Origin of the sequence: Streptomyces durbertensis (genome assembly GCF_014156695.1) — a bacterium.
Classification (GTDB): domain Bacteria; phylum Actinomycetota; class Actinomycetes; order Streptomycetales; family Streptomycetaceae; genus Streptomyces; species Streptomyces durbertensis.
The window spans coordinates 1-15,679 of sequence record NZ_WMLF01000009.1 but is presented as its reverse complement, the minus strand read 5'-3'; the positions used below and the strand labels follow the sequence as shown (position 1 = coordinate 15,679).

The window sequence follows — 15,679 nt, the reverse complement described above, 5'->3', positions numbered from 1 at the left end:
TCGCCGTATTCCGCCCACCCCGTTTCCGACGGGCAGTCAGGGCGTGCTGGAGGGGAACTAGCCTTGAGATACAGACCGTCATCTCGTGCGCCGCGTGGAGGAGCGCGTTCGCACATATCCCGCGCGGTCGCCGTCGCTATGGCGACGACCATGCTGACGGCGGTCGCCGCGCTGCCGGCCGCCACCGCCGCGGCGGCCCCGGCCGACAACGGCGGCGAGGTCCAGCTTCCGGAGACCACACGGGCCCTCGAACGCGCCGCCGACACCGGCCGCCGGGTCGAGGTCGTCTCCGAACGGACCGAGTACGCGACCACGTTCGCCAACCCCGGTGGCACCTTCACCCAGGAGACGCACGCCACCCCGATCCGGGTCCGGCAACAGGGCCGGCTGGTCACCGCCGACCCCACGCTCGTCCGGGACAAGGACGGCACGATCCGGCCCAAGGCCGCCGCCGTCGGCATCAACTTCTCCGGTGGCGGGGACACCGAGATGGCCGCCATCAGCCGCGACGGCCGCAGCATGAAGCTGCGCTGGCGGGGCAAGCTGCCGAACCCCTCCCTCGACGGCGACACGGCCGTGTACGAGGAGGTCATCCCGGGTGTCGACCTCAAGCTGCGCGCCGGCGTCACCGGCTTCCAGCAGCTGCTTGTCGTCAAGAACCGCGAGGCCGCGAGCGACCCCCGGCTGAAGCGCCTCAGCTACCCCGTCGAGACCGAGGGCGTGAAGGCGGACACGGACCGCGCCGGCAACCTCCGGGCGGTCAACCCGGCCGGTCAGGAGGTCTTCACCGCGCCCACCCCGGTCATGTGGGACAGCTCGGGCGTCTCCGCGGACAAGCCGGCGCCCAAGGCGCTGCGCTCGGCCGCTGAGGCGTTCAAGGCACCGTCGAGCACGGCGCCCTCGGGCGTCGAGGAGGACGGCTTTGTGCCGGCCGTCGGCGCCAAGGAGGCCGCCATGCCGGCGGTCGTCGAGAACGGCGCGCTGAACCTGACGCCCGATCAGGAGATGCTCACCGCGCCCGACACGGTCTTCCCCGTGCACATCGACCCCTACGTCTCCGGTGGGCGCAACAACTGGGCGGCGGTCGCGAAGAAGTACCCCACCACCGCCTACTGGAACAAGTCCGACAACGTCGCCCGGGTCGGCTACGAGTCGGACACCGGCGGAACGTGGCGTTCCTTTTTCACGATGGACTCCCGCAACCTGCACGGGAAGTCGATTGTGAAGTCGACGTTCCGCATCAAGAACTCGCATTCCTGGTCCTGCACCAAGAAGGCCGTCGACCTCCATCTCACCGGAACCATCAGTTCCGCCACCACATGGAACAAGCAGCCGAGTTGGAGCACGAAGCAGGCGACCGTCACCGACGCCAAGGGATGGTCGTCCTCCTGCCCCGCCGGGAACCTGGAGTTCTCCACGCTGGACGCCGCGAGGAAGGCGTCGTCCAACAAGTGGACCACCATCACGCTCGGTCTGCGGGCCAGCGAGACCGACACCTTCGCGTGGAAGAAGTTCGACGCCTCCACCGCCGTCATCTCCACCGAGTACAACTCGCCGCCGTCCGCGCCCTCCCACCTGGACACCGTGCCCAGCACCAAGAACACCGCCGGCTGCGGTGACAAGGCGCCGCACGGCATCATCGGCGACACCGACGTCCAGCTCACCGCCCGGGCGCACGACCCCGACGGCGGCAACGTGCAGATCAAGTTCCACCTGTGGCCCACCGGGCACCACCCGAACGACAAGCCGGACGGCGTGATGGTGGTCAACCAGACCGTCACCGTGACCTCGGGCAGCACCGCGCGGATCACCGTCCCGAAGGCGACGCTGAGGGCGCACATCTCCCGCGCGAACGGCAACTTCTCCTGGAAGGCCCAGGCCTACGACGGCAAGGTCCACTCGGACTGGACGCCCACCGCCGGCGCGCCCGGCTGCCGCTTCGTCTTCGACCCTGAGCGCCCCAGCACCCCGCCGGGCGTCAGCTCGGCGCAGTACCCGAACGGCGACGCCGGCTGGCCGGTCGGCACCAGCCCCGTCCGCACCAAGGGCGACTTCGTGCTGACCCCGGGCGGCGCCAAGGACATCGCCTCCTACGAGTACTGGTCGACGGTCGACCCGACCGTCCGCACCGCGACGCCCGCCACCACCAACGGCAGCGTCACCGTGCAGATCACCCCGGGCAAGGCCGGCCCGCACTACCTGTACGCGCGCAGCCTCGACGCCGCGAAGAACCGTTCCGACCTGCGCTCCTACCTGTTCTACGTGAACGGCGCCGCGGTCGCCGACAAGGCCGGCGACCTGAACGGCGACGGCCACGCCGACCTGTGGGCCGTCGACGGCGACGGCACCCTCCAGCGGTACTTCGGTGACGGCACCGGACGGGCCAGCCGGGCCAACGAACCCGCCTCGGCCACCGGCCTGTTCAGGACCGCGCAGACCACCCGCCGCGGCGACTGGACCGACGACGGTTTCGAGGACCTGATCTCCCTGCGCAACGACCCCGTCGAGCGGCGGGACCGGCTGTGGATCCACCCCAACGACGGCGCCGGCGCCCTCGACAGCTCCGACGTGCGGGAACTCGCCGTCTGGGAGCAGGAGAACGACCACTGGCAGGGCGCCGACCAGATCCTGGCGATCGGTGACGTCGACGGCCCGCTCGACCTCGACGGCGACGGTGTCATCGGCCCCGACGACCGGCCCGGCTACCCGGACCTGCTCGTCCGCAAGGGCGACCAGCTCTGGCTGTACTTCGGTTCCGCCTCCGGCTACCTGGACGAGTACCTGGAGCAGCCCCCGGTGCTGATCGGCAACGGCGGATGGTCGAAGTACGAGCTCATGGCCCCCGGCGACATCACCGGCAACGGCCGCGTCGACATGCTCGCCCGCGAGCTGAGCCTCGGCACGCTCTTCCTCCACGAGGGCACCGGGCCCGCCGGTGAGGGCCTCGGTGTCGGCGCCACGGGCACCCAGATCGGCACCGGCTGGACCGCCGCCAACCGCCCGCTCGTCACCTCCGTGCCGGACGTGCTCGGCGACGGCAAGCGGTCGATCTGGGCCACCAACAGCGCCGGTGACCTGCTGTTCTACCCGGAGATCAAGGGCAGCGGGAACAACGTCGGCACCGGACTGGCCGGCTTCCGGTCCCTTCTGTGACACCCGGCTGACGCCGGCTCCCGGCACGGCCGCCCGGACCGTGAGCGTGCGGCCCACCCCGACCGGGGTGGGCCGCACCGCTGTCGGGGTCCACCCCGCTGTCAGGGTCCGTGCGGGGGCGGGCGCCTCAGGACGGGACCGCCGGCCGGCCGGCCGCCGCCACGTCCGGGCCGAGGCACAGCTCGGCCCGGACGGCGGCCAGCAGGTCGCGCAGGCGCGGACTGGCCGTCAACTCCTCCAACGGCAGCGGGCGTCCGCCGCCGTCGGCGATCGGCAGCCGCCAGTTCGGATACTCGCCGCTGGTACCCGGTACGTTCTGCGGACGGCGGTCACCCACGCCGTCCGGCAGCCACACCCCGACAAGCGCCGCCGGGCCGCGCGCCAGCAACCGGTACAGCGCGGCGATCAGGGCGGCTTCCTCGTCGGGCTCCTCGCGCTCGCCGGCCTCGTCGGCGCCGCCGACCCGGTCGAGGACGTCCAGCCCGTCCGGCGCCAGACCGTGGCGCGCACACAGGGACAGCCAGTCCGCCACCGTCCGGGCCTCGGCGGCGCGCTCGTCGGCCACTCGCTCGTCGGGCAACAGCCCCAGCCGGTGGTGGAGTTCCACGTGCTCGCCGCGCAGGCGTGCGGCCGTGCTCGGCAGGTCGTGGGTGGTCAGCGTCGCCAGCGCGCCCGGCCGCCACAGCTCCGGCGGCAGCGGCTCACCCGTACCGGGCCGGTCGGTGGTGCCCCAGTCGCGCTCGAACCACAGCACCGACGTGCCCAGCACGCCGCGGTCGGCCAACTCCTCCCGGACACCGTCCTCCACCGTGCCCAGGTCCTCCCCGACCACCAGCGCGCCGGCCCGGGCGGCCTCCAGGGTGAGCAGACCGAGCATCGCGTCGGCGTCGTAGCGGACGTACGTGCCGTCGGTGGGCGGCCGGCCGTGCGGCACCCACCACTGCCGGAACAGGCCCATGACGTGGTCGACCCGCAGCGCGCCGCCGTGCCGCAGCTGCGCCCGCAGCAGCTGCCGGTAGGGCTCGTGCCCGCACTCGGCGAGGGCGTCGGGCCGCCACGGTGGCAGGCCCCAGTCCTGGCCGGACGCGTTGAAGGCGTCCGGGGGCGCGCCGACGGACATGCCCTCGGCGAAGACGTCCTGCTGCGCCCAGGTGTCGGCGCCCGACGGGTGCACCCCGACGGCGAGGTCCTGGACGAGGCCGACGGACATGCCGGCCTGCCGCGCGGTGTGCTGGGCGTGCGCCAGCTGGGTGTCGGTCAGCCAGGCCAACCAGCGGTGGAAGTCGATGCGGCCGCGGTGTTCGAGGCGGGCGCGGGCAGTGCGGTCGGAGCGCGGGTCGTCGAGGCCCGGCGGCCAGTCGCGCCAGTTCGAGCCGTGCAGTTCGGCGAGCGCGTGCCAGGTGGCGTGGTCTTCGAGCGGCCGGCCCCCGGCGGCGACGTACCGCTGGTGGTCGGCGCGGCGCGTGCCGTCCGGCGGCACGCGGTGGAGGGCTTCCAGGGCGGCGCGCTTGACCGCCCAGACCGCGTCCCGGTCGACCCGCCCGTCCGGCCGCAGGGCGCGGTCGCGCAGCTCGGCGGCGCGGGCGGCGAGCCGCGCGACGCGCTCCCGGTCGGCGCCGCGCAGCGCCCGGTACTCGGGCAGGTCCTCCACCCGCAGGTGGATCGGGTCGGGGAAGCGGCGGGAGGAGGGCCGGTAGGGCGAGGGGTCGCCGGGCTCGTCCGGCGCGGTCGGCACCGCCTGGTGCAGCGGGTTGAGCTGGATGAACGAGGCGCCGGCGGTGCGGCCCGCCCAGTCGGCCAGCCGGGCCAGGTCGCCGAGGTCGCCCATGCCCCAGGAGCGGGCGGAAAGCAGCGAGTAGAGCTGGACGAGCAGGCCGAAGCCGCGGGCGGACGGCGCGGGCAGCCGCTCCGGGGCGACGATCAGGGTGGCGTGGGCGCCGCGGCCGTCGGGCGCGTGGGCGCGCAGGGCGTGCACGCCCACGGGCAGGTCGTCGCCCCAGTCGCGCGGGCCGCCGTCCTCCGTCTCGACCCGGAGGGCGGTGCCCTCGGGGAGTCGGGCGGCGGTGGGAGGCGCGGCCGGGCGGCCGGCCCGTAACACCACCGTCGGCGGCAGCAGACGGTCGGCGACGGTGGCCCGGTGGGCCTCGAGGCCCGCGCGGACGGCCTCGGGGGTGGAGGCGTCGACACCCAGCGCGGCGAGGACCTCCACGACCGTCTCGTCGGGGGTGTGGAGCGTGACGCCGGGGCGTGGTTCGTAGGAGGTGCGGACGCCGTGGGCCTCGGCCAGGCGGACAAGCCTCGTCGCTCGCGCCCGCCCCGTCATCAGAACTCCGCGGTCTCCGCCGTACCGCGCCCGTCGGAGAACAGGGCGGTGCCGGTGGGCTCGCTGGTGAGCGGCAGCTCGGCGCCGATGGGCGGCTCACTGGTGAGCGGCGCCACGTCGGCGAGCGGCGGCTCGCTGGTCAGGGGCGCCTCGACGGCGTCGAGCGAGGAAGAGCCCTCCAGACCGGAGTCGGGCACCGCGTACTGGACGAGCACACGTTTGGAGGGGTCGCCGTCCTCGACTCGATCGCCCTGTCTGGGCAGCGGGGCGGTGGCGGACAGCAGGAGTTCAGCGGACGCGGCCACGGTGGGCCTCCGTTCGTTGACGTCGGCGGACAATGCTGCATCTACCCGCGGGTCGCCGGAGCATCCGCCTCCGGACCACCAAGGTGGCGCAGTTCACACTTTCGGGTTCGGTGAGGAATTGCGCGTTGACGGCGGTCCGGACGCGGGACGCTGCGGTCCAGCAGGCGTCAGCATGAAGATTTTACGTCAGACGGCGCCGCTCCTCCTGTTTGTCCACAGGCTGGCCACCTCGGACGGCACCCGCCGGAAGGCCTCCGAACGAGGTGTCGACCCCGGCGTTGTGGATCACGCGCCGCAGCACGCGCACCGTGCGCACGTAGTCCTCGTCGCTCACTCCGCGCCGCAGCGCGGCGAGCGCCCCGGGCACCACGTCGGCGTGCAGCCGTTCGTGCGCCGCGAGGCCTTCGCCGGTGAGCACGAGATGTCCCGCCTCCTCCGCCAGCCATCCCCTGGCCAGCAGTTCCTCCGCGGCCGGGGCCACCACACCGGTGTCCACCATGGGCCGCTTGCGGGCGATCTTGGCGGCGAGTCCGGCACGGGTGAGGCCGTCCTCCTCGTCGAACAGGTGGGACAGCGCCCAGGCGTGCGGCTGGCCGATGCCGAGTCCTTCCCGCATCGCCCGGTTGAGATACGCGACGATCGCCTCGCCGGCGACGCCGGTCCAGTAGCCCATCGGGTGGTGCAGCAGTTCCTCGTCGGCGAACTCCTCGACGAATTCGCCGGAAGTGATCGTCTCGGTCGCGTTGTGCGGCTGTGCTGTGGTCATGCCCGTGAATCTAGAAGTTGAAGTCAAGTTGATGTCAAGGGCTCACCGCTCTGATGTCAAGGGCTCACAGCGCGAGCAGGCCCTTCAGGGTGGTCACCAGGCCGCCGGCCAGGGCGAGGCCGAGCAGGACGGCCCGCGCGCGGCGTTCGGGCAGCCGGGACGCCAACAGGTGTCCGACCACCAGCCCGACGGCCATCGTGGCGGCGCACAGCGACCAGGCGGACCCGCTCAGCTCCGGCACGCCCTTGGCGCCGATGGAGATCAGGTTCACCACCAGGCCGTAGAACTGCGCGTTCGGCAGGAACTCGCGCGCGGTCCAGCCCGCGTTGATCGCGTAGAGCGAGACGGCCGGGCCGCCGACGCCGGCGGAGGAGTTCAGGAAGCCGCTGGCCGCGCCCGCCGCGAGCGCCCCGGGGGTGCCGCGCAGCGAGCCGGTCCGGTAGCCGGAGACGATGAACAGCACGGCGGCCGTCACCACCACGCCCATGCTGATCAGCAGCACGGGCTCGGGCAGGGTCCGCGCCGTGTAGGCGCCGAGCGGCACGGTCACGGCCGCCGCCGCGACCAGCGGCACCATCGACCGCAGCCGGACCCGCCGCCAGGTGGTCGTCAGTCCGATGCCGCTGATGACCACGCCCGCGCAGTTGGCCAGGGTGACGCCGTCCACCGGGCCGAGCAGGAGCACCAGCGCGGGCGCGGCGACCAGCCCGAATCCGAGTCCCGTCACGCGCTGCACGGAGCTGCCGACGAACACGGCGGACCCCAGGAGCAGCAGGAAGAAGCCCGGCGACACGGCGGCGGACGACAGGGCGGGGGACGAGGTGTACAGCGAGGCCAACACGGGGTGAGGCTATGCCCACGGCTTCCGCCGCACGGCCGGCCGCCCCGCAACCGTGCGGCGCGTCACACCCGGTAGTGGGCGCGCAGTGCCGTGTACGCGGCCGGGTGCGCCGCGACGCCGTCCAGCGCCAGCAGCGCGGCGCCGGCTATCGGCGGTACCTCGATCACCCTCGGTTCGGCTTGGGGCGCCCGCTCGGCGAGCCGCCGCGTCACACCCTCGTGCAGTTGCGGGTGGCGGGCCGCCAGCACACCGCCGCCCAGCACCACCGGCGTCGGTTCCGCCAGCAGCCCCAGGCGGGTCAGCGCGACCGTGGCGAGCAGCGCGACCTCCTCGGCCTGCCGCTCGACCAGCCGGTGCGCGACCGGGTCGCCGGCCGCCGCGACCTCGAACAGCACCGGCGTCAGCTCGTGCCTGCGGCGGAGGTCGAGGCCGCCGAGATGGAAGCCCTCGATCAGCTGCTCGACACGCTCCCGCCCGAAGTACGCGGGAAGCGCTCTGGCCAGCTCGGTGTCCGGGCCCCGGCCGTCCTCCGCGCGGGCGGCGTGCCACAGGGCGGCCCTGGCCAGGCCGCCGCCCCCGCCCCAGTCACCGGAGAGCTCGCCGAGCGAGGCGAAGCGGTGCACACGGCCGTCGGCGCGGCGGCCGACGCAGTTGACGCCCGCCCCGCACACCACGGCGACGCCGCTGGTCGCGGGCGCGCCGCCGCCCGGGGCGTCGGGCAGTCCGGCGCGCAGGATGGCGAAGGTGTCGTTGACGACCTCGGTACAGGTGCCCCAGCCGCGCGCGGCCAGCGCCTCGGTGAGCAGTCGCTCCTCCTGCGGCAGGTCGGCGCCCGCCAGAGCTCCCGTGACCCGGGTGACCTCCGGCTCCCCGGCCTCCGCCAGCGCGGCGCGCACCAGCGGGTCGACCGCCGCGACGGCCGCGCCGACGCCGACGCTCTGCGGCTGGAAGCCACCGCCCCGGGCGGCGCCGAGCACCCGACCGTCCAGCCCGACGACCACCACGTCGGTCTTGCTGTTGCCGCCGTCGACCGCGACCACGGCACGGCCGCTCACGCCCATACGAGGTGGTCCTTGTTGTGCGCGAGGAGCCGGTCGGTCAGCGCCTCGGCCCGGTCGTACTGGCCGATCAGCGGGTGGGCGAGCAGGGCCCGGAAGACCCGGTCCCGGCCGCCGCGCAGCGCCGCGTCCAGCGCCAGCCGCTCATAGCCGGTGACGTGCGCGACCAGCCCGGAGAACAGCGGGTCGAGCGAGGGGGCCGGGAGCGGCCGTGCGCCGTCCGGGCCGATCCGGGCGGGCACCTCCACGACGGCGTCGTCCGGCAGGAACGGCAGGGTGCCGTTGTTCCGCACGTTCACGACCTGCACCGACTCCGCCGCCCTCTCCCCCGCCGGGGTGCCGCCGAGCAGCGACGCGGCGAGCGCGACCGCCGCCTCCGAGTAGAAGGCACCGCCGCGCTTGGCGAGCAGCGCGGGCTTCTCGTCGAGCGCCGGGTCGGCGTACATGCGCAGCAGCTCGCCCTCCATCGCGGCGACCTCCTCCGCCCTGGACGGCTGCTCGCGGGACTGCGCCACGACCTCGTCGTGCGCGTAGAAGTACCGCAGGTAGTAGGAGGGCACCACGCCGAGGCGGTCGAGCAGCGCCTTCGGCAGGCGCAGCTCGGTGGCGATGCGCTCGCCGTGCTCGGCGAGCAGGCCCGGCAGCACGTCCATGCCGCCGGGGCCGCCGAGCCGCACACCCAGCTCCCAGGTGAGGTGGTTGAGCCCGTAGTGGTCGAGATGGACCTCCCCGGGCTCGACCTCGAGCATCGCGGCGAACCGGCGCTGCAACCCGATGGCCACGTTGCACAGGCCGACCGCGCGGTGCCCGGCCTCCAGCAGCGCCCTGGTGACGATGCCGACGGGGTTGGTGAAGTCGATGATCCAGGCGTCGGGGTTGGCCCGCCGCACCCGTTCGGCGATGTCGAGGACCACCGGGACGGTGCGCAGCGCCTTCGCGAGACCGCCGGCGCCGGTGGTCTCCTGGCCGACGCAGCCGCACTCCAGCGGCCAGGTCTCGTCCTGCTGCCGGGCGGCCTGGCCGCCCACCCGCAGCTGCAGCAGGACGGCGTCGGAGTCCGCGACGGCGGCGTCCAGGTCCGCGGTGGTGGTGATCGTGCCGGGGTGCCCGAGGCGCCCGAACATCCGCCGCGCCAAGGCGCCGACGAGTTCGAGACGGTCGGTCGCCGGGTCGACCAGGACGAGCTCCTCGATCGGGAGCCGGTCCCTGAGCCGGGCGAAGCCGTCGATCAGTTCCGGGGTGTAGGTGGAGCCGCCGCCCACCACCGTGAGCTTCATCGCTCGTCGGACTCCTGCCTGTGTGAGATGCCGGTGCGCTGGTCGGCGCCGGCGTGTCGGTCGAGTGGGTGTCGTCTGGGGGCGGCGTGGGAGTGGATGCCGCAGGTCAGCGGTTGGTGTCGAACACCTCGTCCCGGGTGGTGAGCAGCGCGCCGGCCAGCGCGCCGGCCAGGACCGGGCTTTCGGTGACGTGGCCGAGCACGGTCCGGGGGCGGGGCGCGGCAAGCTCCGCGAGCTCGCGCTGGACGGCCTCCCGCAGGACCTCGCCGCCGGCGTGGTGCAGCCGTCCGGAGAGGACGATCAGCTCGGGGTCGAGCACCGCCACCATCGCGGCGAGCCCGGTGGCGATGCCGGTGGCCGTGCGGCGCAGCAGTTCGTCCAGCGCCGCGGCCTCGTCGTCAGCGGCGTGGTCAGCGGCGGTGTCGGCGCCGGTGGCGCGGCGCAGCAGGGTGGCGACGGCTTCCGCGTCCGGCACCGCCGGATCGGTGCGCAGCCCCAGCTCGTGGGCGAGGCGGCGCAGCGCCTGCGCACCGACCAGCGCCTGGAAGCCTCCGCCCCCGACCCGCCCCACGCCTCTGACCAGCGGGGCGCCGGGGACCGGCAGGAAGCCGACCTCGCCGGCGCCGCCGGTGGAGCCCCGGTGCAGCCGGCCGCCGAAGACCAGGGCCGCGCCGACGCCCTCCTCGGCCCACAGCAGCACGAAGTCGTCGTGTCCGTGCGCGGCGCCGCCGTGCTGCTCGGCGACGGCGACGAGGTTGACGTCGTTCTCGCAGTCCACCGGCATCGGCAGCGCGGCGGCCAGTTCCTCCAGCAGTTCGGGAGCGTGCCATCCGGGCAGGTGGGAGGCGTAGCGCAGCCGCCCGGTGCGCGGGTCGAACGCACCCGGTGTGCCGACGACCACGCGGTGCAGGTCCGCGCGGACCAGACCGGCGGCCTTGGCGGCTCCGTCCACGGCGGCCACCACGTGCTCGGCGGCCGAGGCCGTCCGGGCTCCGGGGGGCGTGGGCAGCTCGAAGGTGCCGACGGTCCGGCCCGTGAGGTCGGCGACGGCCGCCCGGACGCGGGCGGCCGTGACGTCGAGACCGGCGACCCGGGCGACGGCGGGGTTGATCGAGTAGAGCTGGGCGCCCGGCCCCGGGCGGCCGGTGCTGGTGCCGGTGGCCAGCACCAGGCCGGCGGCCTCCAGTCGCGCGAGCAGTTGGGAGGCGGTGGGCTTGGAGAGGCCGGTGAGCGCGCCGATCCTCGCCCGGGAGAGCGGGCCGTGGCGGAGCAGCAGCTCCAGCGCGGCGCGGTCGTTCATGGCCCGGAGGACCCGTGGGGTGCCGGGAGTGCCGGGAGTGCCGGGAGTGGTAGCGGGCATCGGCGCGTACTCCTCTCCGGGCGAAGACTGTTAGGAACCTTTCCTGTCTCCGTGACGATAGGCCGCGCCGCCGACCCGCGTCAACGCCTCGACGCCGCCGCCCGCGCCTCCGCGCCCTCAGCGCGCCCGCGCCGCGTCAGCGGCCGCCAGCGTGCGTCAGCGGCCGTCCGGCACGGCCGGGCCCCGCCGGCTCAGCGACTCCGCCACCGACCGCTCCAGCTTCTCCAGCCCCACACCCTCGGCGTCCACCAGCCGCACGCCCAGCCCGTCCAGCGCCTCCTTGATCCGCAACCGCAGCTCCCGCTCGACGCCCTTGGCCTCCCCCGGCATGGTCTTCGCCGACACCCGCAGCACCATCGTGTCCAGCGACACCGAGTCCAGTCCGAGCACGTCGACCGAGCCCCACAGCCGCTCGTCCCACGGGCTCTCCCCGGCCAGTCCCTGCCCGGCCGCCGCGACGGCCTCCCGGACCCTCGCCAGGTCCTCGTCGGCCCGCACCTCCACGTCGACCGTCGCGGTGGCCCAGCCCTGACTCAGGTTGCCCACCCGCGCGATGCCGCCGTTGCGCACGTACCAGACCTCGCCGTCGTCGCCGCGCAGCTTGGTCACCCGCAGCCCGATCTCCAGCACCACGCCGGTCACGTCGCCCACGTCTATCCGGTCCCCGACGCCGTACTGGTCCTCCAGCAGGATGAACATGCCGGAGAGCACGTCGGTGACCAGGTTGCGGGCGCCGAAGCCCAGCGCCACACCGGCCACACCGGCACTGGCCAGCAGCGGCCCCAGACTGATCTGGAAGACCGACAGGACCGTCAGCGCCGCCGTCCCCAGGATCAGGAACGACGACACGCTGCGCAGCACCGAGCCGATCGCCTCCGAGCGCTGCCGGCGGCGCTCGGCGTTGACCAGCAGACCGCCGAGCGGGCTGTTCGTCGCCTCCGCCGAACGGTTCATCCGCGCTATCAACCGGGTGATCGTCCGCCGCACGACCGTGCGCAGCACCAGCGCGATCACCACGATCAGGATGATCCGCAGTCCGGCCGCCAGCCACACCTCCCAGTTGTTCCGCACCCAACCCGCCGCGTCCTGCGCCCGCACCTGTGCGTCCTGCATCGTGTCCACGCCGACACCCTAGGTCGCGAAAGCGTGCGGAAACCGTGGCCCTGTCCGGATGTGAGCAGGTCCGGAACGGGGGATACCGGGAGTGTGGTCCAAAACACGCACGGTTCGTTGCCCGATCGTGGTGGCACGCGAGGGCGTGGCGAGGACACACTGAGGGGAGATCGTCCCGGCGCGAGCCACGCGCCGCAGACGTAGGAGGAGGCACCGTGCCGCATGTCCTGGTCCTCAACGCGTCGTACGAGCCGCTCGGCGTCGTACCGCTCCGTCGCGCGCTCATCCTCATCCTCAACGACAAGGCGGTCAGCCTTGAGGACTCGGGCGCCCTGATGCGCAGTGCCACCTGCGCCATACCCGCACCCAGCGTGGTCCGGCTCAAGCGTTTTGTACGGGTGCCCTTCCGGGGCCCCGTCCCCCTGACCCGGCGCGCGCTGTTCGCCAGGGACGGCGGGCGCTGCGCCTACTGCGGCGGTGCCGCGAGCAGTGTCGACCACGTCATCCCGCGCAGCCGGGGTGGTCAGCACGTGTGGGACAACGTCGTCGCCGCCTGCCGGCGGTGCAACCACGTCAAGGCCGACCGTCACATCACCGAGCTGGGCTGGCGGCTGCGCCACCAGCCCGCGCCGCCCACCGGGCTGGCCTGGCGCATCATCGGCACGGGGCACCGCGACCCGCGCTGGATGCCCTACCTACAGCCGTACGGCGCCGACGACGCGCTGGCCCGGATCGACGGCCGGACACCGGCCTGAGTCCGGGCCACATCTCTGTCCGGATCCCGGCCCGCGGACCCGTTCCCCCGCGCTGTGCGGGGACGGGTCCGCCGGCATGGGCGGGCCCCGCGGTGGACGAGGTGACCGGGGAAACCGCCCTCGGCCCACCCGGACCGGCACGGTGATCCGCCGGTAACCGGTGTGGTCGGCCGCCGGGGCGGCCATACTGCTGGCCGGGGGCACCACCGGTCGCGGACGCGCGAGACGGTCGGCGCACCCGACCGAGCGGTGAGGAGGGGAGGGACCGTGTCCGGCACGCAGCAGGCCGTCGCCGTACCGGCGGCCGGGGTCCGGCCGTCGGCTGTACCCCGACCGACTGCCGCGGGCGGCCCCGAACCGCCTCCCCGGCGCCCGGCGTGGCGGGAGAACGCGCGGCGGCTGCGCGCGGCCGCGGTCACCGAACCGGGCCGGCTGCGCGCGCTCGGCGCGTCGCTCGTCGCGCTCCTCCTGGCGTTCGGCGCGCTCACCGCCTGGCAGGCCGCCGAGCGGGCGGACGGCGCGCACTCCGTGATCCACGGCAGCCAACCGCTCAGCGCGAACGCCGCGTTGATCTACCGCTCGCTGGCCGACGCCAACACCACGGCGGCGGCCGGCTTCCTCGCCGGCGGCGAGGAGACGGCCGAGGTGCGCGAACGGTACAGGAAGCGGATCGACGACGCGGCCCGGCAGATCACCGAGGCCGCCGCCAGTGAGCGCTCGGCCGAGGCGCGGCAGCGGCTGGCCGACCTCAACCGGCGACTGTCGGTGTACACGGGCCTGGTGGAGACCGCCCGCGCCAACAACCGGCAGGAGCTGCCGGTCGGCGGAGCGTACCTGCGGCACGCCGACCGGCTGATGCAGGAGGAGCTGCTGCCGGCGGCGAGCGCCCTGTACGCCGGGGAGTCCGAGCAGTTCCGCCGTGACCAGCGGGACGCGCGGGAGTTCCCGTGGGCCGCGCTCGCGCTGGGCGCGGCGGCCGTCCTGGCGCTCCTGGCCGCGCAGCGCCGGCACTACCTGCGCACCCACCGCGTCTTCAACCGCGGGCTGGTGGCCGCCACCACCGTCGCCGTACTGCTGCTGCTGTGGACGGCGGGCGGCCACCTCGTCGCCCGCCACCACCTGGACCGTGCCGAGCGGGACGCCGCGCGTTCCCTCCAGACCCTCAACGCCGCGCTTGTCTCCGCCCTCCAGGCGCGGGGCGACGAGGCGATGGCGATGGTGACGCGGGGCAGTCGCGACAACTACGAGAGGACCTACCAGCTGCAGATGAGGCGCCTGGCCGGCGCCGACCCGCGGGCGGCCGAGGGCGGCCTGCTCGCCCGGGCCGTCGAACTGGCGGAGGACCGCACGGGCCGCCGACTGGCCGACGCGGCACTCCGCGACGCCGGCACCTGGCACGGACAGCACCGCGCCGTCAGCGAACTGGAGGGCAGCGGGAGGTACGCGGAGGCCGTCGCCATGGTCATCGGCCCGCGCGACAGCACCGGCGAGACCTTCGACCGGATCGACGCGGGGCTGCGCCGGGCCATCGCCCACGAGCAGCGGCAGTTCACCGCCGCCGCCGAACGCGCGCACCGGGCGCTCGACCCGCTGCCCGCGGGCGCGGCGGCGCTGTCCCTGCTGGGCGCGGCCGGCGTGGTGCTCGGCATCGGACGACGGCTGGCGGAGTACCGGTGAACGCGGACCGGAGGGAGAGGGCGCGGGCGATGCGGGAACCGAGACGCACGACGGACGGGCGCGCGCGGCGCAGCCCCTGGTACGCGGGAGCGACGTCCGCGCTGGTGCTCCTGGCCGTACTGGCCGGCGGCTCGGCGCCCTTCGGCGGGCCGGCCGGCGGGCCCGACGCCGAGGACCCGCGGGCGGTGTCGCGGACCCTCACCGGGGAACGTCACGTGCCGCACAGCGGACCGGCCGATCGCACGCCCCCGCCGCCGCGCCCCGAACGCTGCGCCGACGGCGGCGACCCGGCGGCGAGCCTGCGCCCCTCCACCGCCACGGGCCCCGCCGTCCGGCGCATCAAGCAGCGCGGCCACCTGGTCGTCGGCGTCGACCAGAACAGCTACCGGTGGAGCCATCGCGACCCGCGCACCGGCGAGCTGGAGGGCTTCGACATCGACCTGGTCCAGGCCATCGCCCGCGACCTGCTCGGCCCGGACCCCGACATCGTCTACCGGACGATCGCGACCGACCAGCGCATCCCCGCCCTGCGCGCGGGAAGGGTCGACCTCGTCGTACGGACGATGACGATCAACTGCGAACGGGCCGAGAAGGTGGCGTTCTCCACCGCCTACTTCGTGGCGACCCAGCAGCTGCTCGTCCCGCACAACTCCCCTGTCACCGGCTACAACCCGAGCGTGCGCGGCCGGACGCTGTGCACCGCGAAGACCTCCACCGGGGAGGGCCTGATGGCCGCCTACGACCTGGGCGCCGAGGTGCTGACCGTGCCCAACCAGATCGACTGCCTCGTCCGGCTGCAGGTCGGCGAGGTGGACGGCGTGATGACCGACAACGCGCTGGCCGCCGGACTCGCCGCGCAGGACCCCTCGGTACGGCTGGTCGGCGGGGCGCTCACCGAGGAGCCGTACGGTGTGGCGATGAACCTCTCCGACGAGGACCTGGTGCGGCGGGTGAACCACGTGCTCGAGGGCTACCGGGCGGGCGGCGCCAGGAGCGAGTGGCGCCGCTCCTACGACCTGCGGCTCGGCGACGTGATGGCCCAGGACCCGCC

Annotated in this window: 12 protein-coding genes; 4 read left to right on the top strand and 8 right to left on the bottom strand. The window is 74.4% G+C overall.

The genetic code is table 11. From position 1 onward, the window contains the following. The first annotated feature begins 138 nt into the window (after positions 1-138). The gene (locus GL263_RS01335) at positions 139-3,153 is read left to right on the top strand and encodes a VCBS repeat-containing protein (protein WP_182853654.1); all 3,015 of its coding nucleotides are present in this window, start codon (positions 139-141) and stop codon (positions 3,151-3,153) included. 127 nt (positions 3,154-3,280) lie between these two features. On the opposite strand, the gene malQ is transcribed toward GL263_RS01335, so the two are convergent. From malQ to GL263_RS01295, 8 genes are all read right to left on the bottom strand, one after another. Further along, positions 3,281-5,476 (bottom strand): 4-alpha-glucanotransferase, encoded by a 2,196-nt coding sequence (malQ, locus tag GL263_RS01330; protein WP_182853653.1) that lies wholly within the window; start codon positions 5,474-5,476, stop codon positions 3,281-3,283. Beyond that, positions 5,476-5,781 carry a hypothetical protein gene (locus GL263_RS01325; protein ID WP_182853652.1) on the bottom strand — a complete coding sequence of 102 codons (306 nt, stop codon included), beginning with the start codon at positions 5,779-5,781 and terminating at the stop codon, positions 5,476-5,478. Before GL263_RS01325 ends, malQ begins: the two co-directional genes overlap by 1 nt. Before the next feature lie 181 nt (positions 5,782-5,962). Further along, a complete protein-coding gene (locus tag GL263_RS01320) occupies positions 5,963-6,547 on the bottom strand; it encodes a winged helix DNA-binding protein (protein ID WP_182853651.1) in 585 nt (194 codons plus the stop codon). Between the two features lie 64 nt (positions 6,548-6,611). Beyond that, a complete protein-coding gene (locus GL263_RS01315) occupies positions 6,612-7,340 on the bottom strand; it encodes a TSUP family transporter (RefSeq protein WP_438947896.1) in 729 nt (242 codons plus the stop codon). A 110-nt stretch (positions 7,341-7,450) separates the two neighbouring features. Then, positions 7,451-8,449, bottom strand: a complete 999-nt coding sequence (locus tag GL263_RS01310) for an N-acetylglucosamine kinase (RefSeq protein WP_182853650.1) — start codon at positions 8,447-8,449, stop codon at positions 7,451-7,453. Next, the gene (locus GL263_RS01305; protein WP_182853649.1) at positions 8,440-9,723 is read right to left on the bottom strand and encodes a 6-phospho-beta-glucosidase; all 1,284 of its coding nucleotides are present in this window, start codon (positions 9,721-9,723) and stop codon (positions 8,440-8,442) included. The genes GL263_RS01310 and GL263_RS01305 overlap by 10 nt, the downstream gene beginning before the upstream one ends. Positions 9,724-9,829: 106 nt before the next feature. Beyond that, positions 9,830-11,083, bottom strand: a complete 1,254-nt coding sequence (locus tag GL263_RS01300) for an ROK family transcriptional regulator (protein ID WP_182853648.1) — start codon at positions 11,081-11,083, stop codon at positions 9,830-9,832. A gap of 156 nt (positions 11,084-11,239) precedes the next feature. Beyond that, positions 11,240-12,196: a mechanosensitive ion channel family protein gene (locus GL263_RS01295; RefSeq protein ID WP_182853665.1), complete on the bottom strand. Its 957-nt coding sequence runs from the start codon at positions 12,194-12,196 to the stop codon at positions 11,240-11,242. A 215-nt stretch (positions 12,197-12,411) separates the two neighbouring features. Here GL263_RS01295 and GL263_RS01290 point away from each other — a divergent pair, with 215 nt between their 5' ends. The 3 genes from GL263_RS01290 to GL263_RS01280 all read left to right on the top strand — a co-directional run. Then, positions 12,412-12,951 carry an HNH endonuclease gene (locus GL263_RS01290; protein WP_143646450.1) on the top strand — a complete coding sequence of 180 codons (540 nt, stop codon included), beginning with the start codon at positions 12,412-12,414 and terminating at the stop codon, positions 12,949-12,951. Positions 12,952-13,218: 267 nt separating this feature from the next. After that, the gene (locus GL263_RS01285) at positions 13,219-14,628 is read left to right on the top strand and encodes a GlnX family signal transduction membrane protein (protein WP_323379199.1); all 1,410 of its coding nucleotides are present in this window, start codon (positions 13,219-13,221) and stop codon (positions 14,626-14,628) included. A 29-nt stretch (positions 14,629-14,657) separates the two neighbouring features. Continuing rightward, positions 14,658-15,679: glutamate ABC transporter substrate-binding protein (locus GL263_RS01280; protein ID WP_182853647.1), on the top strand; the 1,022-nt coding region annotated here is incomplete at its 3' end.